General features: G+C 48.5%; 16 protein-coding genes. 13 read left to right on the top strand and 3 right to left on the bottom strand.

The window, feature by feature from the left end; genetic code table 11:
• Window positions 1–100: 100 nt before the first annotated feature.
• The 9 genes from IV54_RS04845 (at window position 101) to IV54_RS04805 (ending at window position 17830) form a co-directional block, all read left to right on the top strand.
• On the top strand, window positions 101–532 hold the full coding sequence (locus IV54_RS04845) for a Spx/MgsR family RNA polymerase-binding regulatory protein (RefSeq protein WP_057878271.1): 432 nt from the start codon (window positions 101–103) through the stop codon (window positions 530–532).
• Window positions 533–765: 233 nt separating this feature from the next.
• Entirely contained in the window at window positions 766–1473 is a 708-nt protein-coding gene (locus tag IV54_RS04840) for an MIP/aquaporin family protein (RefSeq protein WP_057878270.1), read from the top strand.
• A 461-nt stretch (window positions 1474–1934) separates the two neighbouring features.
• Window positions 1935–4088 carry a MucBP domain-containing protein gene (locus IV54_RS04835; RefSeq protein ID WP_057878269.1) on the top strand — a complete coding sequence of 718 codons (2154 nt, stop codon included), beginning with the start codon at window positions 1935–1937 and terminating at the stop codon, window positions 4086–4088.
• 388 nt (window positions 4089–4476) lie between these two features.
• Entirely contained in the window at window positions 4477–6729 is a 2253-nt protein-coding gene (locus IV54_RS04830) for a MucBP domain-containing protein (protein WP_057878268.1), read from the top strand.
• A gap of 333 nt (window positions 6730–7062) precedes the next feature.
• Window positions 7063–9204 carry a KxYKxGKxW signal peptide domain-containing protein gene (locus tag IV54_RS04825; protein WP_057878267.1) on the top strand — a complete coding sequence of 714 codons (2142 nt, stop codon included), beginning with the start codon at window positions 7063–7065 and terminating at the stop codon, window positions 9202–9204.
• A gap of 267 nt (window positions 9205–9471) precedes the next feature.
• Window positions 9472–11751 carry a MucBP domain-containing protein gene (locus IV54_RS04820; RefSeq protein ID WP_057878266.1) on the top strand — a complete coding sequence of 760 codons (2280 nt, stop codon included), beginning with the start codon at window positions 9472–9474 and terminating at the stop codon, window positions 11749–11751.
• A gap of 249 nt (window positions 11752–12000) precedes the next feature.
• On the top strand, window positions 12001–14076 hold the full coding sequence (locus IV54_RS04815; protein ID WP_057878265.1) for a MucBP domain-containing protein: 2076 nt from the start codon (window positions 12001–12003) through the stop codon (window positions 14074–14076).
• Window positions 14077–14268: 192 nt separating this feature from the next.
• Complete coding sequence (locus IV54_RS04810; RefSeq protein ID WP_057878264.1) at window positions 14269–16338, top strand: collagen-binding domain-containing protein; 2070 nt, start codon at window positions 14269–14271, stop codon at window positions 16336–16338.
• A 295-nt stretch (window positions 16339–16633) separates the two neighbouring features.
• Window positions 16634–17830 carry a multidrug effflux MFS transporter gene (locus IV54_RS04805; protein ID WP_057878263.1) on the top strand — a complete coding sequence of 399 codons (1197 nt, stop codon included), beginning with the start codon at window positions 16634–16636 and terminating at the stop codon, window positions 17828–17830.
• Window positions 17831–17964: 134 nt separating this feature from the next.
• Here the strand turns inward: IV54_RS04805 and IV54_RS04800 are convergent, their stop codons facing one another.
• The gene (locus IV54_RS04800; RefSeq protein WP_057878262.1) at window positions 17965–18708 is read right to left on the bottom strand and encodes a sulfite exporter TauE/SafE family protein; all 744 of its coding nucleotides are present in this window, start codon (window positions 18706–18708) and stop codon (window positions 17965–17967) included.
• Window positions 18709–18918: 210 nt separating this feature from the next.
• Window positions 18919–19611 (bottom strand): SDR family NAD(P)-dependent oxidoreductase, encoded by a 693-nt coding sequence (locus IV54_RS04795; protein WP_057878261.1) that lies wholly within the window; start codon window positions 19609–19611, stop codon window positions 18919–18921.
• A 167-nt stretch (window positions 19612–19778) separates the two neighbouring features.
• Between IV54_RS04795 and IV54_RS04790 the strand changes: the two genes are divergently transcribed.
• Window positions 19779–20636 carry an SDR family oxidoreductase gene (locus IV54_RS04790; protein ID WP_083488521.1) on the top strand — a complete coding sequence of 286 codons (858 nt, stop codon included), beginning with the start codon at window positions 19779–19781 and terminating at the stop codon, window positions 20634–20636.
• A gap of 93 nt (window positions 20637–20729) precedes the next feature.
• Here IV54_RS04790 and IV54_RS04785 read toward each other — a convergent pair whose 3' ends face one another.
• Window positions 20730–21452 carry a LexA family transcriptional regulator gene (locus tag IV54_RS04785; protein ID WP_057878259.1) on the bottom strand — a complete coding sequence of 241 codons (723 nt, stop codon included), beginning with the start codon at window positions 21450–21452 and terminating at the stop codon, window positions 20730–20732.
• A gap of 249 nt (window positions 21453–21701) precedes the next feature.
• Between IV54_RS04785 and IV54_RS11490 the strand changes: the two genes are divergently transcribed.
• The 3 genes from IV54_RS11490 to IV54_RS04770 are packed head-to-tail and all read left to right on the top strand — an operon-like array spanning window position 21702 to window position 24449.
• Entirely contained in the window at window positions 21702–22322 is a 621-nt protein-coding gene (locus IV54_RS11490) for a DUF805 domain-containing protein (RefSeq protein ID WP_083488510.1), read from the top strand.
• Window positions 22323–22331: 9 nt separating this feature from the next.
• Entirely contained in the window at window positions 22332–23435 is a 1104-nt protein-coding gene (locus tag IV54_RS04775; RefSeq protein WP_083488509.1) for a PrsW family glutamic-type intramembrane protease, read from the top strand.
• Window positions 23436–23450: 15 nt separating this feature from the next.
• Window positions 23451–24449, top strand: coding sequence for a zinc-ribbon domain-containing protein (locus IV54_RS04770; RefSeq protein WP_057878258.1), 999 nt, complete (start codon window positions 23451–23453; stop codon window positions 24447–24449).
• The last annotated feature ends 255 nt before the right edge of the window (window positions 24450–24704 follow it).

Genomic DNA, 24704 nt, shown 5'->3' with positions numbered 1-24704 from the left:
TCGGATTGTGGTGTACAATGAGAATCATAAATTAGCACTCAATTAAAAGAGTGCTAACTCAAGTACCTCATCGAAGAGAAGATAATTGGAGGGCGATTCTATGATCAAAATGTACTTTCATGCAAAAACTACCGCGGTAACGAAGGCTATGAAATGGCTTGCGAACCACGACGCCATCTTTACTGCTCGTGACATTAAAAAACAACCATTAACTCGTGAAGAGATTCTCTACATGTTTTCCTTAACTGAAGAAGGCACCGACGACTTAATTTCTACCCGTTCCAAGGCTTACAAGGCCTTGCCACAGTCCGTTCAGGACATGGGGATGAACGAGTTGGTTGACCTCTTACAGCAGAATCCAGGCATTCTGAAGAACCCAATCGTGGTTGACCGTAACAAGTTAGCAACTGGATTTGACCTGGAAACCATTCGGGAATTCGTGCCAGCCTCATACCGGAAGAAGGAACTTGCCAGTTTCTTCAAGATTTTAAACGGTGGCAACAAGAACACACTGGGCGTTTCCCCAGCATAAACCTGTCAGATGAAAAGTTTCGGCCCCTTTGGTCGAAACTTTTTTTATGGCCAAGTGCGCGATACGCCGCCAGGTAAACCGCTTTATGTAAACAATTAGGACTTTCGTCAGTTGTTATGAAAAGTTTACATTTTGAAAGCGGTCTCAAATTTACCTCCGCTATCTAGAACGTCTATGGTAGACTGTTAATAGTTCAAAATTTGAAAAAAACTAACAAGGTGGGTGTTCGTGTTATGAGTGGCTTTATGGGTGAGTTCCTGGGGACCATGATTCTAATCGTCTTGGGTGCCGGAACTGGGGCAAGTATTAATCTAAATAAAACCTATGCCAAGGGATCCAACTGGACGTACGTGAGTTTAGCCTGGGGGATGGCCGTGACCATGGGAGTCTACGTGGCCGGCATGTTTGGATCGGACGGGCATTTGAATCCAGCCGTGACAATTGGGTTTGCCCTGTTTGGGTATTTCCCATGGGCACACGTTGGGGCCTACCTGCTAGGACAATTCTTGGGGGCCTTTGTGGGAGCTGCCATTGTGATTCTGCAATTCTATCCCCACTTCAAGGCGTCACCAGATGAAGCGTCTGGGAACTCGGTTGGCATCTTTGCGACCCGGCCAGCAATTAAGAATCCAGCCTTTAACTTCATCTCTGAAGTTGTTGCGACTTGGGCCTTTATCTTCATTCTCCTGAACTTAGGGGACTTCACGACTGGCCTGAAACCCTTCATGGTAGGGCTGTTAATTATGACCATTGGGATGGCCTTAGGGACCACCACGGGGTTCGCCTTGAACCCAGCTCGTGACTGGGGTCCCCGGTTGGCTTACACTATTTTGCCAGTGCCCAACAAGGGGGCAGCTGAATGGAACTATGCCTGGGTCCCAATGTGTGGCCCAATTGTCGGCGGAATTCTAGCTGCTGGTATGAAGTATCTGTTAAATTAATTCAAAATAATTGGATTGCTTAATGTGATCTTGGAGACGTGGGACTGGTCCTACGTCTCTTTTTTTTATGTCTTAGCGAAGTAAATGAATTGCACAATAATCGGTATTACTTAAGACTGTTAACCTATGTACTAAGAGATAGATAATATAACCATAATTTGATTATTGTAACAACGGAATTTGAAGCGTCTGAAATTGAATTTCAAAAATCGGGTTGCTTAACCGGACTAACAAATTGCTTTATTTACGGCGATTTATCAGGTTTAACGATTAACCTGTACTAGTCCATAAGCAAATAGCTATACTAATGAACCGTTTTAAGTATACTGTAGATTTTTCCGATAATACCCGTTATAATGAACCTGTGATCAGGCAACATAATTAACCGGAATTAATAGGGGCGATGCCGATCATTCATGCGGGTGTGAATAAAGTTGAGGCACATTTGAGGAGGGCCTATGATGTTTCATTCTGAAGATCAAAACATTCACTACAAGATGTATAAAAAAGGGAAGACCTGGATTTTCGCAGGGATTGTGACGACGGCTTTAGCATTGGGTGTTGCAGCACCACAAGCTGCTCACGCCGACACGACGGATGATGGGACGGTGGCGACAACTCAAGGGAGCGAGAAGACAACAACCGGCGAGGTTACGCTCACCACCCCTAAGGTCGAGACCGAAGCAGTTACGGTGCCAGATACTACTCAGGACCAGAGCGAAGAAAAGGGCCAGGGAGCGACCCAAGACCCAGAAACACAAGCTGAACAATCGGACGAACACAAACAAAATGACCTTGAAGAACCAGTTAAAAAAGACAAAACTGATAAAAATGTAACCGCTAACAATGATGACCAAAAGGCAGACACCAGTGACAAGCAAGCGACGGTGGATTCAAACCAGTCCAATGATTCTGAAGAACAGGTGAATCAGCAGGTTAAAAGACTAGCACGATCCGTTCAGGCACCGGTGGCGACACCTAAGATTGCTGTCAAAGACCTCGAGACGATTGACCAGTGGATGCCAAACCAGAAACTCCAGCAGGTTGTCCTGTTACAATTGCGGAAGCAAAACCCAGGGAAGACTTGGAATAGTGTGGCGGATATTACCAAGGATGACATGGCGTTGTTAACCAGTCTGGTGGCGTATGGATCGAACGAATCCGGTGGAATCGATACCTACAATAACCGCAAGCCGTTCTCGATTGAAGGGCTACAGTATGCGGTTAACCTGACTCGAATTGAAATGGGAACCAACTTTAACTATGCTTCCCAGAAGTACTATGGGGACATCGTTGACATTTCACCATTGGCGGACCTGACTAAGCTACAAACGGTCTATCTCCAACAGAACCGGATCGAAGATATTTCGCCATTGAAGAATTTAACGAACATCACGAAACTCCAATTACAATTTAATGCGATCTCGGATTTTACGCCGATCGCTGGGCGTAAATATAGTACCTTCAGTGCGACGAACCAGGTGGTTTTTTTGCCACCGATTAAGATTAATTCCAAGACGCGAAAGGGTCACCTTGTCTTCCAATTCAAGAATGAAAACGGCGAAATTGTCCCACTAGAAGCGCGTAAGGGGATTGCTTATCCCGACCGAGTTGTGGGATCGGGAAACTCGATTTCTTTGGTTTACAAGCTGTATTGGAATGGAGGTACCGCGGAAGTCGATGGTGAGGGTGGCCTGTACTTCACGGGGCTACAGGATCAAATTCCAGGGATTACCGAGTATCCAGGATTTAACATTGACCCACTCGACGAGAATTTCTATTTGACGGGGGCCGTGACGACACAATTCCCTGGTGGCTATACCGTTGACGTTGGGGTTGTCCAGCCTTACGTCATTGGCGATATGGGAGGCGCCGTCACCGCTCACTACCAAGATAAGGATGGCAAAGAACTCGCACCGGATGTGGTTCTTGACGATGGGTTCATTGGCGATGACTACACGACCACGGCGGCTGAGGTTGAGGGCTATACGCTCACGAAGACCCCGGATAACGCCACTGGTAAATATGCCGAGGGTCCTACAGATGTCTACTATATCTACGAATCGAAGACCGATCCGGTTGATCCACCAGTAGTTAACCCCGCAGCCGACGTGACCGTCACCGTGCACTATCAAACGGCGGATGGCAAGACGGTGGCCCCAGATCAAATCTTTACGGGGAAGCAGGGGACAACCTATACCACGAGTCCAGTCACGGTTGAAGGCTATGCTTTAGTCGAAACACCAGGCAATGCTTCCGGTACGCTGGGTGATGGGGATATCACGGTCACCTACATCTATGCCCCGCTGGATACCGATGGGGGTGGTGACCTGGTTGATCCGGAAGATCCAGACACGGATACCGACGAGGATGGCGACGACGGTGATGTCGCCACACCAGATACCGATGACGGTGGTAGTGGTGACCAAATCGTCACCGGTAAAGACCCAATCAAGGGCGGCACAACCAATTTAGCCAGTCGTCCGGCAACCAACGCTGCCAAGACGAACTTACCGCAAACGGGTGAACAGCACCGTTCTACTGGGCTGTGGGGTGTTGTGGTCCTGCTGGGGTCGTTGCTGGGCTTAGCTGGTACGAGACGGAAAGAACAATAAAATTCATTCAATTCATGAACGGTTGGAACTATAATGCCAACCGTTTTTTGTTTTGGTGAGGAATGACTTTGGCACCAATTCTTATTGTGACTATTTTTACAAAGTGGTTAAAAAAGGTTAGTTAAAGGGTTTACAGTGTGAATGCATGCGGTTAAACAGAGGGTAATTAGTTATGCCCTGATACAAAAATCCTTGAACTTTTTTCGGTAGCGGTTACAATAAGAGTGACAATAGTTGTCCACATTTACTGATGTGTGGTAATCACAACCTAGGATTTAACTTATTAGTCGATTATATAAGCGCCACAAAACAGTGTTCGCGACCGTGAATTAGCGGTTGATTGAGGCAGACTAGGGCAATGTCAAACTTTACGAGGAGGAAGTTTATCATGCGGAACAACAAACTAACAACAACTAAGGTGCACTACAAGAGTTACAAGGCAGGAAAGCGGTGGGTTTTCGCCGGAATTGCAACTGTCGCAATGGGGTTAGGCTTGACGGGGATGGATGTCACGGCTCACGCGGCCGATGCTCAAGGGAGTGAAGCCACACAAACGCAGGTGGCTGATTCAGATACAACAATATCTAAGAGCGAAACATTAACGACAACTACAAAAAAAGAGACGACAGAAAATAGTGAGACACCGGTCACGACGTCAGATAAGGATAAGACACCGGCGCCAAAGCCAGACAAAGACGAAACGCCAGCACCAGTGGTAACGCCAGACAAAGATGAAACGCCAACACCAACAGTAACGCCGGACAAAGATGAAACACCAGCACCAGTGGTAACACCAGACAAAGACAAGACACCAGCACCAGTGACAACGCCTGAAAAGACCGAAATGCCAAAAATGAGTAGAATGGTGGCACCGGCTGTAGCTGCAGTGAAGACCTATGATCCTGCAGAAATTCAGGGTAAGGATGCCTCGGAATGGATGCCAGATGCAGGGTTACGGGATATAGTCGAGTCGGCTTTGCTATTTAACCACAACATTAAGGCCACCGATGCTAATCTTTACCAATACGTTGGGGAAATGCTGGACTTGGATGACAACAACTATACTGGTAGCCTAAAGATTCAAAACTTTGAAGGTCTGCAGTACTTCACTAACTTGAACCATGTTGTCTTGCATTACTATCCAAAGGATGGGTTTATCGACTTTGACTTTGCGCCCAACATGACTGAGTTTGCTTATGAAGGCAAGGCCAATGATGCACCAAGTGATTTCGATGCACAGAACTTCATGGATACGTATCTGAGTGGAAATCAGAATCTCCAATTCTTGGTTGTCCACAATCTTTTAAAGGGGAACTTACCAAATCTTTCGTCCTACACCAAGCTCTCTCGGTTAGACCTGAGTACGAACCATCTGACGGGTGATTTGACACCACTCAAGGGCTTAACCAGCGTTAACATTATGGATGTTGACCACAATCAACTGACTGGGGAGTTACCCGATCTAGTTACAGGGACGCAGTTGACTGAACTCTTTGTTCAGAACAATCAGTTAAGTGGCACGTTGAACCCAGTCTATGGCAGTACCTCAAGGTTAATTGATGTTTGGGTCGGCCATAATAACATGACCGGCGATCTCCCAAGCTTCAAGGGCTTTACTGGAAGCTTTGACGGCACGTATAACCACTTCAGTTCTGGGTTGAACAATATGCCAGGAGCCATTAATACGTGGTATCAAACCTTGACTGGTGGGACTTACAATCTGACGGATGACAAGAACACCTTTGATCCAATCAAGAATGTTGTCTCGGGTATTCAAAATGCGCAGACCGGGGAATTCGATCCTACCGATAGTCTTTTCCTCTATGCTTATGGTGCCGGGAAGGTCTACTACGGCGAACCAGATCCATCCTTTACATCAGAAGAACTTATCAGTTGGTTGGGCAGTCAGCAGGATGTCTCATCTCAGTTCCAGAGACAAGCCACGACTGATGACCCATTTGGGTTTAACTTGATTGCCAGCAAGGACGTCAAGCCCGGGACTTACACCATGGGTGTGGTTAATGACAAGTACAGTAACGGGGGTTACATCGCCTTCATTACCTTTAAGATTACTCGTGATGCAGAGACCCCTGTTGATCCAGGTACGCCAGTCGATCCCGTTCAGACGGGGACCATTACCATTGTCAACGTCGACCAAGATGGCAAGACCTTGAGTACCAAGACGTTAACGGGGACTGCCGGTGATACCTACACGGCAACTGCTGATACATTGGATGGCTACAAGTTGACTAGTCCAGCCAGTGTCACCGGTACCTACACCCAGTCCGGGTCAACGATTACCTTCACCTACGCCGCCGTCACTAATGGTGGGGATGGCGATAAGGTTGTTGTGACGCCAGACAAGCCGGGTAAGAAGACAGATAACAACAAGCAAACGCCAACCAACAAGGGTGGTCAAGCGGCGACCGTAAATGCTAAGACAAATGGCAAGGTTCAAAGCCTTGGTACCAGTCATGCGGTCCAAGCACAGCAGCAACAGTTAGCTTCGCCTGCTAAGACGACTGACGAGACCACGTTGCCACAAACGAATGAACACCGGACGGCAGCGGCCTGGGGATTAGGCTTATTAGGCACGGTGCTCAGTCTGGGTGGACTGGCCTTACGGCGGAAGCAAAACTAATGGCATCAATTCAAAAGGATCAGCTATGCTGGTCCTTTTTTCTTTAGCGCGAGTTTTAGTATGTTTAGTCACCGAATTAGTTGCTACCAATAAATGATTCTATCTTGAACTTATTGTGGGGCGACCTACAATGGAGTTAGTGGGATTACCACACTTCGACTAATTTGTGGCAATTCAAGTTTGTGAGGCCAAGGAGACTTACGAAAAAGGTTGCTTGGCAGTGACTTGCCAGCGTGACTAGTAGACTGACGGGTCCGTAGAAGGATATGGAATTGAACGTTTAAGGAGAACGGGTCGTGACGAACGGACTATCCTCCAGGGAGGAGAACCATTATGCGGCAGTTAAATGTAAGCGAAACCAAAGAGCATTATAAGAGTTATAAGGCAGGCAAACACTGGGTTTACGCCTGTCTCACAGTTGCAGCGCTGGGCTTGGGTACCCTAGGCGTCACAACCACGGCTAATGCAGCGACGGCAAACGATCCAGCAGTTGAAACGACGCAGAGTGATGGTCAGTCTGCCAAGCTGGAAAAGTCGGATGCCGACGATCCAGTCAAGACTGATGTTCAAGTAGGTAAATCTGAAACGCCTACTCCGACCAAGAATGAGGACTCGGTACAGCAAGACCAACCAGGAGCACAGCCAGTGACGACATCGGAACCAGCCAAACCAACTAACACGGTGGAGAAAAAAGAGGTCACTCAGGAACCAGAAAAACCTGTTGTGGCAAGTGCACCGGCTCAGAATATGAAACGTATGGCAAGGATTGCCCCACGGGAGACGGCACCAAGTGTGGTTGGTCAAGATGCCTCGAAATGGATGCCAGATGCCGGGCTTCGGACCTGGATCGAAGGGGATTTATCACAAAGTCAGGGCGAGACCGTGACGGATGCCAATCTGTCGACATACCTTGATCAGAGCTTGAACCTGGATACGAACGATAGTAGCTATTCCACAGATACCGGTGTGGCCTCGTTTGAGGGCTTACAATACTTTACGAATTTGACTTCTTTTCGGGCAACGGACCAACAGATTTCAGCGGACAGTCTGCCAGACTTTTCCTTTGCGCCAAAATTGAGTTTCTTTACTTATGTGGGAGACAACCAGCACTTTACAGATGCCGCCCAATTTATGAAAGACCATCTGAGTCAGAACACTGCTTTGACAAATCTAGCACTCAACGATGGCCTTCAAGGAAATTTTCCAGATCTTTCAGCTTATCAAAAGCTCGAAACGGTCAACCTCAGTAATAACCGACTGACAGGGTACTTACCCGATCTGGGAAACCTACCGGTACTTGATCGACTTGATTTGGAGAACAACCAAATGTCAGGGACCTTGCCTAGCTTTGGGGATTGGCCAGTATTAAATGTTTTGGATATCTCCAATAACGATTTCAGTGGGGCCTTGCCAAACTTGAAGAATTTCAAGGGCTCGGATTTCCGGGAGTATTATAACCAGTTGTCTTCTGGATTACTCACTTTCTACAATGACCAGGGCCAGGCCAGCGATAATTACAGTTGGTATCAGTTCTTGAACGGCAAGACCTACAACTTGTTTGGTACGGATCAGACCTTCGATCCCTTAACCGGGGTGGTTGCGGGAATTCAGGACATGGAGACGGGGCAGATTGATCCCAACGAGAGTTTCATCACTTATGGTTTCTCTAACGATGCTTGGATTGTTTCGGGGGACTTGAACGAGGCTGGTAGCAAAGCGGATTTCTTAAATTGGGCCGCCGGACAACCGAGTGCTACGGCTAACTTTGTTAAGGTAGCCGATCCCACTAATCCTTTAGGCTTCAATCTGGTAGCCAGTCCTGATACGCCGGCTGGGGCCTACACGTTGGGAATCATGAACAAGAGTTATGATGATAACGGCGGCTACGTTGCCTTTATCACCTTCAAGATTACCCATAATGCGCCGGTAACGCCAGTCACACCGGTTGATCCCACACCGAGTCAACAGACGGGAACGGTCACGATTGTCGAGGTTGATCAGCAAGGAAAGGTCTTGCATCAACGGACAATGACTGGCAACGTGGGTGATACCTATACGGCACAAGCTGACCAGCTGGCCGGCTACAAAGTTACGGGCAAGTCCAGCGTCAGTGGCAGCTACACCACGGCTGGTGACACGATTACCTTTACGTATACGGCGACTGATAGCACCGGTGATGGTGATCACGTCTTGCCAGACAAGTCGACGACCCCAACTAAGAAGGGACAGCAGGCAGAGGTTAAGGATAACGGCGGACAAGCGGCAGAAATTTCGACGCCAACGAAGTCAGCCAAGGCAATGGCAGCGACTGTGACGCCACTGCACACCCACCGGTCGGTTGACCAAACCAAGGATCGTCACACGGTTACTTTGCCACAGACCAATGAACAGCGGACGCTTTCGCCAATCGTATTGGGATTAGTAACGTTGCTGGCCACGTTGGGATTGGACGGATTGTTACGCCGTCACAACTAATTTTATAAGCGATTAAATTGAATTTTAGCGGGCGCGTTCATTTGAACGCGCCTTTTTTGGAACCGATAACGACCCCCAGTAACGGCTTAAAAGGTAATTAGTTATGCCTGTTCATCATACTATGAACTGTTTATCTTATACTAGATTTTTCTGGGCAGATAGGCTATACTGCGCTTACACGAAAATCGTGAGGTTTAATTATCATTTTTATAATAAAAACGCTGGATTTATGCGGTTATTATGAAATGAATTTTAGGAGGGAACAGGATGTATTGGGGAGAAAAGGAAGGGTTTAAGCTAACGTCTAATCGTGGTAAGGGGTGGTTGATGACCGTCGCCATCCTTTCGAGCCTAGGGAGTTCGGCCGGAGCGCCACTTGTGGGGCATGCGGCGACGCTAACGGCGGTGCAACAGGAGAGTGTGAGCGCGGCTTCTGGAGAAGAGGCCACGGCGACGGCCGATGCGACTGCAAGTAGTGGGGATGCCACGGCCGAATCAATCGAGGATACAGTTACGGCAGGCACTGAGGATCCGGTTGATAGTTCAACTGAGGAAAGCAGTGAAGCCGACACAACCACCGACGATAGTTCGGCAGAAAAGCCGAGTGATCCGGCGGACATCCAGACCGAAAAGCCACGGCAACGCAAAAAAGAAAGCGAATCCATCGATCAATGGATGCCCAATAAAAGATTACAGCGGGCCGTTTTATATCAGCTTCAAAATTTATCACCAGTGCCAGATGACGAACCAACTTGGGATTCCGTCGCGGATATTACCAAGGAGGACATGAAGCGCCTCAAGGGGATTTATGTAGGTACCTTGGGTGGTGAAGATGGCGAATCAACTTACAATCCTGATGGATCGGAATATTCGATTGAAGGCATTGAGTACGCGACGAATTTAGAAACAGTGGACTTTAGTGGTGGCGGGATGAATGATGGTCCGCAACAAATGTTTGGAAATCTCGTGGATATTTCGCCATTGGCCAAGCTACCCAAGCTGACGACGGTGCTTTTGCAGAACAACCAGATTGACGATATTTCACCATTAGCCAAGCTGAAGAATGTGACCTGGTTGGACCTGACCTTTAACCATATTTCAGACTTTTCGCCGTTAAAGGGAATAAGTTATGAGACGAGCCAGTTCCGTTTTCAATACTTGGAACGTCGGACCCCCATTGTAGTGGATGCAAAGACCCGGAAGGCCCATATTAATTCCGGTATTAAGCTCCAAGATGGTACGTTTGCTCAAAACCCAATTGCCAAAAACTTGATAGTTTGGCATTATTACGCAGACGAAGAGAGCGACAGAACTTTTCAGTTTTACACCAAGGGGGGAGAGTTGACCGCGGACACCGAGGGCGGCCTCGACTTTTCAGAGATTAAGGATCAAGAGCCAGGGATTACTGGCCCAGGTGTCATCCCCTTGCCCGATAAGTATTATCTCAATGCGCAGTATGTGACCGATGACGGCAAGTATGCCTTCTTGTTGATGCAATCTTACAAGTTGGGAGATGTTGCCGCGCCGGTCACGGTACAGTACCATGATGAAAATGGCCAAGAGGTCGCACCGGATGCGGCACCGCTAGAAGGCATGATGGGAGAAACCTATACGGCGAAACCGATCGACATTCCTGGCTATGATCTGGTGAAGAGTCCTGAGAATGCCCAAGGAACGTTTGGCAAGGACCCGATCACGGTGACATTTACCTACAAGAAACAAGCCGTGAAGTCGATGGTTGAGGTACTCTACCAGGATGAAGAGGGCAAGAGTATTGCCGATTCGGTTTCCTTACCTGGTGAAGTGGGGCAGTCTTACACGACCGAAGCCGCAACCATTCCGCATTACGAGTTGACTGAAACGCCGGACAACGCGACGGGAACGTACGCCGAAAAACCAACGACGGTCATCTATCGCTATCGTAAGGTGGAACCCATTGCAACGAAGCATAAGTTAACGGTCCATTACCAAGATGAAACCGGGAAGGCCCTGCATGAAGACACTATGTTAAGCGGCACACCTGGGGAAGCCTATCAAACAGAGGCTTTGGCGATTGACGGGTATAAATTGGTGAACACGGTCGGTCAGGCTACCGGAAACTACGGTGAGTCAGATCTGGAGATCACCTACGTCTATGCCCCAATTTCAACTGGTGGGGATGGCGATGGTGGCGTGACGCCACCGACCACGACGCCAACCGATCCCCAGCCACCGGTGAACCCGACGGATCCGCAGAACCCGGATGGCGGACTCGATCCGGATGAAACCCCGGATGTTGAGAATCCAAATGAACCTGATCCAGATAAACCTGGTTCCGAGGTGGTTTCTGGCAGTGATGGCGATATGGTCACGGGTGAAGAACCGGATCAAGTCGGCAGTACGTCCTCCGTGGGGTCAACGACCAGTTCTAGTGATTATAATGACGCAACGCCGAGCCACACCTTCGGCCTACCACAGACCAATGAACAACGGACGATTGCGGCCTGGTTGGGTGGCATGCTCCTGTTGGGCAGTCTTTGGGGCTGGTGGGGTCGCCGCCGGCATTAGGTCAGAGATTTTGGAACAAATGTAAATAGACAGATTATTTAAAAAGACGATCTTCACCGTTAAAGGTGGAAATCGTCTTTTTAATCGATCGTTATTCCGTTAAAATGTAAAAACCTTGTTTATTTTGTAAAAATATTAACATCCTTGATTTAACGGCTTTCATGGGTATAATGAAGTTGAATGCATATCCAAATTCATAAATATGTAACACTGATAATTAAGCTAAGGTCCATCAGGGAGGACATCATCATGAGTCAACATCTCGGGGAAATTAAAACACATTACAAGAGTTATAAGGCAGGGAAGCACTGGGTTTACGCCAGCATTGTGGTCGTCGCGTTCGGTTTAGGCATGGTTGCTGCGCCGAGTGCTCATGCGGCAACGACGGTCGATCCTACAGACAAGACCGAAGTGGTTACTAGTGAAGCGACGAAGGAACAATCCGTGGCTAAATTGGGAGCGACGGAGGAACAAACGCCAAGTAGTGTTGACCATGAGTCGATTACCCCTAAAAAGGTGACGACCCCCGAAAAGACAACCACGCCAACGCCAACCGTTAAGACAACAGAAGATCCCAAGCCAGTCACGCCAGCTCCTGACAACTCTGGGGTTAAGGTGGACACTGAAAAAACAGAAAAAGCGCCGACACCTAAGCCGGCCGTTCGGCCACAATCACGGATGATGGCGACTCCTGTTGTTGGAACGCCAGCGGCAGATGTTCCTGCTGACACGTCGATTGATAGTTGGATGCCGAATAAGACGTTGCAGAAAATTGTTTTGATGGATCTTCAGGCTCAAAATAAGGATCATACGTGGGCTAGTGTTAATGACATAACACAAGATGACATGCTACTGCTGACGACGCTTCAGGCTAATGGAGGTCCTGTTGCTAACGGGATGAACACCTATATTGATGGGCACACGGCATTTTCTCTTGAAGGCTTACAGTACGCTAAAAATCTAACGTATTTAGACTTAGAAGGTCACGATGGCGTCCCAGGAATGATGCGTGGGGATATTGTAGATCTCAGCCCAATTAAAGATCTAACCAAACTAACCGGAGTTAATGTCCAGTTCAACCGAATTCAAGATATTTCACCGCTGGAAAACTTAACGAATCTGACGGAACTCCACCTCGCTTACAATTCAATTGTTGACTTTACACCATACAGTAAATTCAAAAAATTATGGATTTATTCAACGGGTGGTCAACAGCTGATCTTGCCACCAATTGCGTTGAAATCGGGTGAAGATTATCATATGGCGATTAGCCCATCAACACCAACTGGAAAGGTTGATTTAACCCCCTATACGGATGAACATTACGATGAACAAGCGTCGTGGTTGGCTGGTAACCCAATGAGTTTTGGATGGCGAATTTATTTCACAGCTGGTGACGCAACTTCAGACGGCAATGGTGGCTTGAACTTTACGAATATTCCAACACAAAAGCCCGGGATTACCGTCTATCCAGATGCCGATTGGGTCAAAATTTACCCAATGGATAATTACTATTACATGATCGGCCAGTATAACCAAGGCGATTATAACTTAATGGTCATTCAACCCTACACGACGGCAGTTGCGGCGGCTGATGTGACCGTCTCTTACCAGGATGAATCTGGGAAGACGATCAGTCCGACCACAACTTTAGCGCAAGGCAGTGTTGGGGATGCCTACACTACGACGCCACTTGATATCTCGGGATACAAGCTCCTCACCACTCCGGATAACGCAAAGGGGGTTTATGGCACGGACCCAATCAATGTCATCTACACATACAAAGCTGTTGAGAAACCAGTTGATCCGACACCAACTCCGACCGAAACGGGGACGGTAACGGTCATCAGCGTCGATCAGTCTGGAAAAGTTCTTAGCCAGACAACTCAGACTGGGACGGTTGGTGACAGTTTCGCAGTCACGGCCCCAGAAATTTCTGGGTACCAAGTCACGGGTAACAGTAGTGCTACGGGGACATATACCGCGGCCGGTCAAACCGTGACGTTCACTTATGCGAAGGTCACCACTGGTGGCGGGGGAGCGACCGTTAACCCCGAACCAGAAAAGCCGGTGAAACCCGGAAAACCAGGCCAACCTAGCAAGAAGCCGACAACTTCAGGCGGTGCGGCCGCCAAGGTTGTAACGGCAGCTAAGACGCCAGCAACTGGCAGTCACGCAACTGATTTAGTTGCACCAGTTCAGATAGTTACGGCAGAGAAAACATTGCCACAAACCAATGAAAGTGCCATTTCGCCATTACTGGGCCTGCTTTTGTTGGTTGGCAGTAGTGTCACAGGTTTATTCTTCAGACGTAAACGCAACTAAAGTGTTAGAGGATCACGGCAATTGTCGGGGTCCTCTTTTTTATGGGATTATAGGAAGACAATTTCTGCACTTAATCAACACACCATTAATTAGTTTTGGATAAAAATAATTTCAAAATAGCATTGAATTCTGGTCGTGTCAGGGTGAAAATGGGAAGTGGATATAGCACGGAAAGGTAGGGATTTAATCGATATGGAAACGAAACGGACGCATTTTAAGATGTACAAGGCAGGCCGCAAGTGGGTCTTTGCCTGTGCGCTCATGTTGGTTATTGGTGGGGGCTCCGTCGTCACAGCAGAAGCCGCAACCACGGGATCCGATAGCGAACAGACAAGTAAATTAGCTGACGCGGCGAGTGACAAATCCGAGAGTAGTCAGGATGCCACCAAAGATTCTGACAAGGATGGCCAGTCTCAGCAAGATGGCCAGTCTGATAGCGGGAGTGAGCTTGACGGGTCTAAGGATAGTGTCAGCCAAGACAGTGGCTCGAAAGATAGTCTCACGAAAGATGACGCCACAAAGGAAAGTACCGCTGACAGCCAAGCTGATGTGACTAAGGACCAAAACAAGAAACAGACTATTGAGAAGCCGGCTGACGATTCAGACACGACTGACAAGGTTCAAACACCCGCACAGTCTCCAGTTAGTGGCATCAAGGCCCTGTCAGGCATTCTTTCTGACACACAGAAGGCCAATCTGAAGGCGGCTATTGCCGCTGCCAAGGCCGCAACTAAGTTAGCCCGTTCCAATGACACGGACCCCTCAGCCATCTCGGCTTATGACAACGATGCCGTTCAAGATGGTGGGAGTGTTTACGATGACTACGGCAACTTGGACAACATCCTCGGCGTTTCTTCCATGTTCCATATCTTCGCGTTGGAAGCCGAATTGAATTCCCATACCAACGGAAATATTGCCGTTCAGAATCTAATTGGTAACGTAAACTTCGGGACCAACGTGATTGAAGAACTACTCGACAAGGATATTTCTTACATACAGAACTTTACCAATATTGCCGGCAGTTCCTTCGTTTCTAAAGGGGACACCCGTGAGAACAAAGTGGTTTTCGGGGAAGGTATTACGGTTGATATCAGCAATCCTAACCGGCCGATGGTCAATGGCGTTTACATCGATCACTTGTTGGCTTCCGAAACGTATCAGGACAAGAACGGTCAAACTTACATCGACTTCGATGCTGAGTTTAAGAAGCTTAAGGCCCTGAACGAGTCGCTGGGTGGCAAGTCTAGCGAAGCCAGCTATACCAATGGTGACTTCGACGACATGAACAACCGAGTCATTGACGTGAGTGACATGACACCTAACGCCAATAACCAAATCATCATTAACCTTTCGCCAGACGTCTTGGCTGGCAATACGCCACTGAAGATCGTGGGCCTTTCTCCAGAGGAGACGGGGACTACGGTGATTATCAACGTGGATACCGGTGGTCAATCAGACTACCACGTCAACTCCCCAATCAAGATTCAATACAGTGATGGGAGTGACCGGGACAGCCACGAAACGGAATACTTTGGGGATAACCACTTACTGTGGAACTTCATTGACCGTTCAGCCGCTGACCAGCAGTTTGACGGGAATCTCTTCATTGATGCGCCATTCCAAGGAAGTGTGCTAGCACCTTCCGCAGACATCACGGTCAACCAGAACCTGGATGGGAACATTATTGGAAAGCGGGTCGTGGTTAACGCCGAAACCCACCGGTGGGACCTCCAGGACCACAATGATGAGGATGAGAATCCCGATCCGGATGAATACGATAAACCAGTGACGATTCCAGGTATTGGGGTTGAATTACCAGCTATCGACCATCCTAACATTGATAATCCAAGTGTCGAGTTACCAAATATTGAGGAACCCAGTGTTGAGTTACCAAACATTGAAGAACCAGATACGGACGACAGTGAAGAGGAAGAAGAGTTCGAACACGAACGGCCAGATTATGGTGACGAAGACATTGAGGATATCTGGGATGATATGATTGATGCCGAGGAAGAAGATTCTCATACCGCTGAAGAAGCCGTCTTGAACGAAATTGATTCGGCGATTGCTTGGGCTCAGGCTCACGGTGATACCGCCTTGTTGAATGAACTCGAGGGGATGCGTAACCGGGTCCTCGCAGACCTTGGCGAATTACCACAAACCAATGAAGCTAGTCCACGGACGATGCAGGTTGTGGGGTTAGCCTTATTGACGGGTGTCTTGGGTGCTTTGATCTTCAAACGGCAACGACGTCACAATTAAATAGAGAGTGTGACAGAGGGCGTTTAGTTGGTTATCAGGCTTAAGCGAAACCGACTTCCCGCCAGGCACACGTTTCGACAATAGAAATTCAAAGAGAAAACAGGGACTACGACAACGATCGCAGTTCCTGTTTTGTTGTCTCCGTAGCTTGACAAGGTCGTCCCTGATCCCGTATGGTAGAACGACATCTAACAGAAAGGGGTGACAACCCATGAGTTTAAATGTATTGATGGCGTGTGTCCCCGCAGACGGTCAAGGACGTTTTTCCGCAAAGTAAATTTTAAGGAGAAGTAAAATGAAAAACGTCCGTCGATCGGTTCCGTCCTTGGGACTGATCATTACCCTCGTTGGGTTTCCACAAATCAGCGAGTCTATTTTTACCCCGGTTTTACCGTTCTTGCAAACGGCCTTTGCAGTGAGTGCTAACCGGGCACAGTTAACGATGAGCAGCTATTTTGTTGCCTTCGCCGTGGGGGTCCTCATCTGGGGACAACTTGCGGATCACTTTGGTCGTCGTCCCGCCATGCTGGCTGGGATCGGCGTGTACCTATTGGGTAACATTGGCCTACTACTGAGCGGTGATTTCCGACTCTTACTGGTGAGTCGGTTGATTCAGGTCTTCGGGGCCAGTGCGGGGTCTGTGGTGACCCAGACGATCATGCGTGAAAGCTTCAGTGGCGTGACCGGGGCTAAGGTCTTCGCGCGAACCAGTGCGGCCATGGCGTTAGCGCCCGCCCTGGGACCGCTAATCGGGGGTGTTCTCCAAACCTATTGGGGTTTTCGGAGTGTGTTCTCCGGATTGGTGACGCTCGCCGTTGTTGTTGGGGGCTATGCCTTATGGCGCTTGCCGGAGACCCAACCAGTCAATGACCGGGAGGCAACCGTTTCGCAGATTAAAGTGATTAAACGGCTAGTTGGCAACCCGGTGGTATGGGCTTATGGCCTGCTCATTGGGGGTATCAACGGGATTCTATTTAGTTACTATGCCGAGGCTCCCTTTATCTTTATGAGCCATTTTGGCTTTAGCGCCGTCCAATACGGATGGCAGGGTCTGGTGCTTGCCGGGGCCAGCCTCTTGGGAGCCATTCTGGTGAACCGGCTCCTAACCTGGTGGTCACCAGAACAGTTGACCCTCTGGGGACTCTGGTTCAGTGTTGTGTCAGCCCTGACGTTCGTTCTAACGGCGTATGGGGAACATCCTGGACTGATACTGGTCAGTGTCTTTCTGACGTTCCTGGGGCTTAATATCGCGTTACCCAACGCCCTGAATCGAGCGCTGGTGGGTTACGAAGACGTGATGGGAAGTGCCAGCGGCTGGTTCAGCCTGGGGTATTACCTGCTGGTGAGTGGGATGACCTTTGGCATGAGCTGCCTGCATAACGGGGCCATCACGACGCTTCCTTGGTATGTGCTGGGACTCAGCGTGGTGATGCTCGTAGTCTATGTGAAAGTTGTCCCACGACAGTCTCGTGTGGTTGAAATGGATGATTAAAACAAATTAATTTGAGCGCTCTAGGCCTGTTGGTCTGGAGCGCTTTTAGCAAGGTCGGGGTTGGTAGCTAACACGAAAAGCCACCGAACAAATTTGTTCGGTGGCTTTGTGATAAGGGCTTTATTTGGCTAGTTTTAGAGCACCATTTTGACGCCCATGACGATTAATAGCAGGGCCATGAGTGGCTTCATAATTGTGTTTAGTCGTTGAGGATTGCCCTTGGCTAATAGTCTAGGGGCACAGATGGCCCCCAGCACCGCCCCGATCATCAGGCAGACTCCGATGCTCCAGTCGATATTGTTGGCTGAGAGATGGAAGAGTAGGCCGACGAAAGAGGTACCAACCAAGACGTAGGCCGAGGTCGCAGCCGCCGGGACCATGTCGAGGCCCAGAGCCAAGAGTCCCGCGATGATTGGCCCGCCGCCAGATAGACCGGCAATGCCAACCATCAGGCCACTGACAATTCCGTACAGAATGGCCTGAAGGGACTTATGTTTGGCTGGTCGTTGAGCACTTTTAATGAGAATCTTAACGAGAATTTGCACCCCTAGTAGAAAAAGAATGGCGGCCACAAGCCAGGTGTAGATTTTTTGGGGGATGATTGGCGAAAGTAGGGCCCCCACGATCGTGGCCGGAATCGCCGCCAAAAGCATTTGATTGCCGACGCGAAAGTGAATTTGACCAGTTCGATAGTGACCATAAGCCCCAACTAGGAGCGAGGGAAACGCCGTAAACAGCGACGTTGCCGCAGCAACCGCTGGACTGAGATGGAAGGCAGTGGTTAACAAGCCAAGATAAATCGCTGCACCACCGCCACCAGTCGAAAGAACAAAGAGGCCCACGAGGAACCCCGTGATAAGTAAACTGACCCAAACCATGAGACCAGACTCCCTTCACAGATGTACTAGTTTCCAGTCTATGGTTTTAGGGGGAGAAGATCAATTCGACTTCTGTTGGCAGTGTTGTGTTAGGACTTACCAATAACTAATGAAAACCATTTTCTATGAAGACTTGAATTCCGGTGGAGTTAAGTCAAAATAAAAGGAGTCGCGATTAGAACTAGCGACTCCCATTTTATAGAAAATCTGTTAAACCGGCACGACCACACCATTAACGTAACTGGAGATGTCGGAACACAAGAAGAGCGCGGTCTGAGCAATCTCATTTCCATTAGGTGCCACGGGAATGTTCAAACTTTCCTCGTCAGCGTCGGCACCACCTGGGGCGATGGCATTGGTCCGAATGCCCACGTTCTGGTACATGTAGGCCGTGTTTTTAGTGAGACCAACCACAGCGTGTTTTGACGCAGCAACCGCGGCACTGGCCCGGTTGTCACTAGTGCCTTCAACGGCAGCAATATTTAAGATGACCCCGTGTTTTTGTTCGGTGAAGAGTTTCAAGGCTTCTCGAGTGGCAATCATCACGCTGGTCGTGTTGACCGTCATGACCTGATCCCAAAGCTCGTTGGTGAGGGTGCCAACGGGAGCGAGCTTATCGAGCATTCCGGCATTGTTCACCAGAATATCAAGATGGCCGTACTGCTTAACGGCGGTCTGAACCATATCTTCGACGTCGGCTTCCTTCGTCACGTCGGCGACGGCAGCCACGGCTTCACCGCCAGCGTCCTTAATCTTTGAAACGACTTGATCCAGTCGTTCGGCGTTGCTATCTGCGGCAACGACCTTGGCCCCCTCGTGGGCGAAGAGTTCTGCGATGTCTTGGCCTTTACCAGACCCCGCCCCGGTAACGATAGCCACTTTATTCGCTAATTGTTCAACCACGTGACTCACTCCTTAAAGAAACTAGTTTTAGGATTAACCATCCTGCTCCCATTATAAAGCAATCATTAGGTTGAAGGGAGAGAAAAATGAGATTTCAATAAGAAAGTTGACTTAGTGGGGTTAAGATGTTACTTTAAAAGTAACAGAAAAGGAAAGGCGTGTTGAATTTGAAAATTGTCGTTACGGGAGCCACCGGCCATTTGGGTCGCCAGATTGTGGATCATTTAACTGAATTAGTTGCCCCAACTAGCTTAACGTTGGGCGTTCATACCCCTAGTAAGGCCCAGGACTACGCTGACCAAGGCATGACGATTAAGCCTTTGGATTATACCGAACCAGCAACCGTAGCGGCAGCCTTGGATGGGGCAGATGTTGCGGTCTACGTGCCTAGCAAGAGTCATGATAGCTTCAGCCGGGTGACCGAGTTTGAACACGTCGTTACGGCCGCGACGCAAGCCAAAGTGGGGCACTTGGTGGTCATGGGCTTTATTGCCGACCAGGCCAACAACCCGTTTGATTTGTCAGCCTTCTATGGCTACGTGCCACGTCGGTTGGCTGCAAGTGACCTGAGCTATACCATCGTTCGAAATGCGTTGTATGCTGATCCACTGGTTCCTTATTTGCCAGAATTAATCGAACGGCAAAACGTCATTTACCCCATGGCCGATCAGGCCTTGAGTTTCATCAGCCTGGCTGATAGTGCCGCTGCCTTTGCCAAGATTACCGTTACCCCAGCCTTGTGGACCCGTCCCATGTACACATTAACCCAGGACCGGGCCTACACCATGCCCGAATTGGCTGAAGTGCTTTCAACGGCTTCTGGTGAAAAGATTGGCTACGCGCCAGTGACTAACGCTGAGTTTGGGAACATCTACAATGAAGGCAATGAGGGGCATATGTTGTCCTCCATGTATGCCGGTGGGTCCATGGGCCTGCTGGACATTACGACCGATGACTATGCCGCTATCATGGGACATCCGGCACAGTCGTTACCGGAGTTTTTGAAAGAGAACTATCGGCGTTAAACTTTGTTGATCCAAATAAAAAAGTAAACAGCGTGATCACTGAAATACAAAGTGATCACGCTGTTTTATTAACGGTAGATTTATTTATGAAGTTTAGTGAACGTCACGATAGAGATTAATAACGGCACCAGCCAACTGGGCTTCGAATTTGTCACGAGAGAGGAAGACTGACTTCTCTGACGGGAAACCGGTGGTGAGCAATACCTGATCATTCGCTACCGGCAGGGCGCGCCGGATAGTGGTTTTGCCCGACTTAAGATTAATGGCAACCAACTTGGCATTTTCCGAGGCTAATTGACAAGCTTCTTCGGTCGAGTCGACAACGACCAAATCATTTTGTAAAATGCCCAGCATCATTAAGTTGGTATCGGTGACCTTGAGCCAAGCCAGGCCAGTTGCCTTCGCGTCTCGAACCGGTAGCTTACTGGAGACCTTCATGTTGTCAGGAATGCGTAATTCAGTGTGAGTATCGCTGATCGGAATGCGTAGGGAAGAGGTGGTTGGCAGGCTGTCGGTGTTCGCCATCATGTTGAGGCTATGGGACTTGGTCCTGCCTGATGGCTTTTTGTCGGGGGACTTGGCTTTTTCAAGGTCGTCAGGAATCAGATCGGCCAACTCGAAAATCTGAGTTTCCGAAATACGTAATCCCTTGGCAATCTTGCGTAGGGTATTGGGCTTGGGGATCTGCCGCTTATTGTTTTCAATCTGGGAATAATACGATGCCGAGATCCCCGCATATAGAGCAACTTTACGTACTGAATCACCTTTGCCACGACAGATCTTTCTTAATTCATTGCCAAATGTTGAATCCTGCATCGTTCTCACCCCGTTTGTATCTAACTAGTATAGCAACGGATCCCGAGATCTTGGGCTTTTGAAGCACAAATTGTGATTGCAAAAGTAAAACACGAGACTTATACTTATAATTAAGTTAGCTTTTATGAATTCAAACTGGCAGAAGTCTAGTTAATTAGCGGTTTTGTCATCCCTTTAGTAACCTTGATATAGCGGTTGCAGGGGCTGATGGCTCGTGAATAGTCAAGACAATGATCGGTTCAGTTGCCAATGTTCACAAAAGTAAAACAAAATAATGGAGGTAAGATTATGAATTTTTGTCCAAAGTGTGGCACGTCAGTTAAGGCGGGAGCTCGCTTTTGCCCGAACTGTGGGTTTGATTTACAGGTAAAGGGAGCAACGCCAACGTCGGCTGCGAGTGCACCTGCTCAGGCTACACCACAGCCACAGGTACAGCCGCAAACTCAACCCCAGGTACAATTTCAACAACAAGCAACCATGGCAGCACCTATGCCGCAAGCAACAGCTAATGGCGCCATCGACTACCAAAGCAATCTGGGATTATTTGGCGCGTTTTCCGAATATATGAAGGAGTATGCGAAGTTTAACGGACGGATGAGTCGTGCAAACTACTGGTGGGCTTACCTAGCGATTTCTATTATTGAAGTGATTGCGTTGACTCTTTCGTATGCCATGGGTAGTTTTCTTCTTTTAAATGTCGTTGGCTTACTGTTCTTTGTACCAGGATGCTCAAGTTATGTTCGTCGATTACATGATAGTAATCTCTCAGCAGTCAATATCCTTTGGTTATTTCTCCCAATTGCTGGACCTATTTATCTTCTCGTCTTACTTTGCAAGCCCGGTGACCAACAAGCCAATCGTTTTGGTTAGGAGCTAGCCATGAATTATAATTTCTTTTGTCCGAATTGTGGGCAACTTGTGAGGCTAGGACTGAACTTTTGCCCATACTGTGGGCGTGACTTACGCGCCTTTCAGCCAGCGTCTTCGGCCGCACCACAGGCACAGACAAAAGCAAAGGTGAGTTCAAGTCCCAACCTTTTGGATTCGGCGACCGCGCAACTCAATAGCTGGACCGGACAACGGCGCAAGGTGCCTATTCAGCTAGGTAGTATGTTTAGCCAGGTTTTTAAAACGCATACAGAGGCCGAAGCCGAAACCCTCTTCATCGGGGGAACGGAAAAGACGACACCGACGCTGGCCACCGTCAGTGATTCCCCGGTTCAGCCCTGGTTGTTTACCCGAGTGTTAACCGTATTTGGTTTGACGATCGCGATTCTAGCGGGAAGCCTATTTATTTTTAATGGGGAAAAGATGTATAACGGGCTAATTTTTATGAGTGCCTTGGCCGTCCCATTTTCCCTGCTAATTATGTTTTTTGAAATTAATACGTTCCGTAATATTAGTATTTTTAAAGTGACCAAGATTTTTATGGTGGGTGGGGTTGCCTCGGTTCTCACCACCATGGGGCTCTATCAGTTCGTCAACATTCAAAACATGACGATTGTAGCGGCTATTCTGGTTGCCATCATTGAGGAGACGGGGAAGTTAGTCATTATCGCCTACTATGTGAAACGAACCCAAGCACGTTTCATTTTAAATGGTCTACTGATCGGCGCGGCAATCGGTGCTGGTTTTGCGGCGTTTGAAACGGCCGGTTATGCGCAAGACTATGGCTTATGGGTATTACTGTTACGGGCCATAGACTCGCTGGGAACCCACACCATGTGGGGAGCCATTAGTGGCGCCGCCTTAGTCATGGTGAAGGGTGCTCATCCATTAGCCGCGAATACATTTCAAGATGGTCGGTTCGTCCGATTCTTTGCGTTGGCCGTGAGCTTACATGCTTTATGGGACATGCCCTTACCATTGCCTAGTCTATTGAAGTCAGGCATCCTGATCGCGGTGGCCTGGGTGATAGTTTTAGTGTTAATTAACGCCGGTTTACGTGAAATTCGCGAGCTACGAGAAGGAAAATTAACTTAAATGGGAGTGTTGAAAATGAAGTTTTGTATTAACTGTGGCCAGCAATTAAAAGCGGGACAAAAGTTCTGTACCCATTGCGGGGCGAAGCAACCAGAGTTCACGCAACCTATGACACCAGCATCTTCGGCCGCACCTGTGACCCCGCAAGCGACGCCAGTGGCCCCGACGCAGGAACAAGCCACCCCAGTGGAACCGCCGGTCGAGCCAGAGATACCACTGCCGACGTCTGATGCAGAGCCACCAGTTTTACAGGCGTCAGCACCGGATACGCCAGATGTGGCGCCAACTGAAACCCCGGTGGCGCCGAGTGTTGATGAACCCGTAACGTCAACAGATGTTGCGACTAGCGACGCACCAGAACAACCAGCAACTACACCTAACGTGAATGCACCAGCAGGACAGACTGCAGGAGACACGGGTGTATCAGGCTCACCAACGCAGACACCGCAACAGCCAGGAACCTCGACTACAGGAACAACTGCTCCTAACAGTAGTAATCCTTCTCAATACGGGCAGGTCGCCACGCAACCAGCCACTACGGCAGCACAGACAGTGGCCAAAGCGGCTGGAGATTCTCGAACCATCTGGGTCGTGGTTGGGGCAATTGTCCTCATCCTGATTGGTGTGGCTGGGTATAACGGTTATAACACTTATAAGCGGGACAATTTAACGGAACAAGAGATTGCCAATATTGGTGATGGCGTGACCTCAAAATATTTGGGCAATTCTGCAACGGTCCGCTATAGTAAGAGTGATAATGTGTTAACGGTGGAAGCAGATGAGGATACGGATCTCTATGATATCGCTTATGATATGACGAATGGCTATGATGAAGCTGATGACATGGCGCCCTATCTTACCAAGCTAAAGAAGATTTCTACGGCCATGGCGCCACTGATGCCAACTAATTTAAAAGATGTTCGGGTGGAACTTTTGAATCCGCAGAATACCAACCTTCATCTTTACACAGCTGAAGATGGCGATATAATTTACGATTTTACAGATGACGAGTGATCAGTCAGTTTAGAAGGAAAATTGCCAGTAAGTGAATTCTAAAATACATAGTGCCAGCTCTTTGAGAGCCCTCCTTGGATTAAAACAACTGGCTAGAAGCGCTTGTATTTTACAGGTCATGAAACGTAGGCATCCAATTCAAAACGAATTGGATGCCTTTTTACTTTCAGAATAGTCTGAAATACAAAAACCGCCAAGTTGAAGTGAACCCTTAAAATTGGACAAATTGTTAAGCTGCTTTTTGAACGGCGAGTT

Source organism: Levilactobacillus paucivorans (assembly GCF_001437125.1).
Classification (GTDB): Bacteria; Bacillota; Bacilli; order Lactobacillales; family Lactobacillaceae; genus Levilactobacillus; species Levilactobacillus paucivorans.
The sequence above is the reverse complement of the archived record's forward strand: the minus strand, read 5'-3'. Positions and strand labels throughout refer to the sequence as shown.

Bases quoted from the DNA above. Each gene is read 5' to 3' on its own strand.
- IV54_RS04845 (WP_057878271.1), top strand. From the start codon at position 101: ATGATCAAAATGTACTTTCATGCAAAAACTACCGCGGTAACGAAGGCT.
- IV54_RS04840 (WP_057878270.1), top strand. From the start codon at position 766: ATGAGTGGCTTTATGGGTGAGTTCCTGGGGACCATGATTCTAATCGTC.
- IV54_RS04835 (WP_057878269.1), top strand. From the start codon at position 1,935: ATGTTTCATTCTGAAGATCAAAACATTCACTACAAGATGTATAAAAAA.
- IV54_RS04830 (WP_057878268.1), top strand. From the start codon at position 4,477: ATGCGGAACAACAAACTAACAACAACTAAGGTGCACTACAAGAGTTAC.
- IV54_RS04825 (WP_057878267.1), top strand. From the start codon at position 7,063: ATGCGGCAGTTAAATGTAAGCGAAACCAAAGAGCATTATAAGAGTTAT.
- IV54_RS04820 (WP_057878266.1), top strand. From the start codon at position 9,472: ATGTATTGGGGAGAAAAGGAAGGGTTTAAGCTAACGTCTAATCGTGGT.
- IV54_RS04815 (WP_057878265.1), top strand. From the start codon at position 12,001: ATGAGTCAACATCTCGGGGAAATTAAAACACATTACAAGAGTTATAAG.
- IV54_RS04810 (WP_057878264.1), top strand. From the start codon at position 14,269: ATGGAAACGAAACGGACGCATTTTAAGATGTACAAGGCAGGCCGCAAG.
- IV54_RS04805 (WP_057878263.1), top strand. From the start codon at position 16,634: ATGAAAAACGTCCGTCGATCGGTTCCGTCCTTGGGACTGATCATTACC.
- IV54_RS04800 (WP_057878262.1), bottom strand. From the start codon at position 18,708: ATGGTTTGGGTCAGTTTACTTATCACGGGGTTCCTCGTGGGCCTCTTT.
- IV54_RS04785 (WP_057878259.1), bottom strand. From the start codon at position 21,452: ATGCAGGATTCAACATTTGGCAATGAATTAAGAAAGATCTGTCGTGGC.
- IV54_RS11490 (WP_083488510.1), top strand. From the start codon at position 21,702: ATGTTCACAAAAGTAAAACAAAATAATGGAGGTAAGATTATGAATTTT.
- IV54_RS04775 (WP_083488509.1), top strand. From the start codon at position 22,332: ATGAATTATAATTTCTTTTGTCCGAATTGTGGGCAACTTGTGAGGCTA.
- IV54_RS04770 (WP_057878258.1), top strand. From the start codon at position 23,451: ATGAAGTTTTGTATTAACTGTGGCCAGCAATTAAAAGCGGGACAAAAG.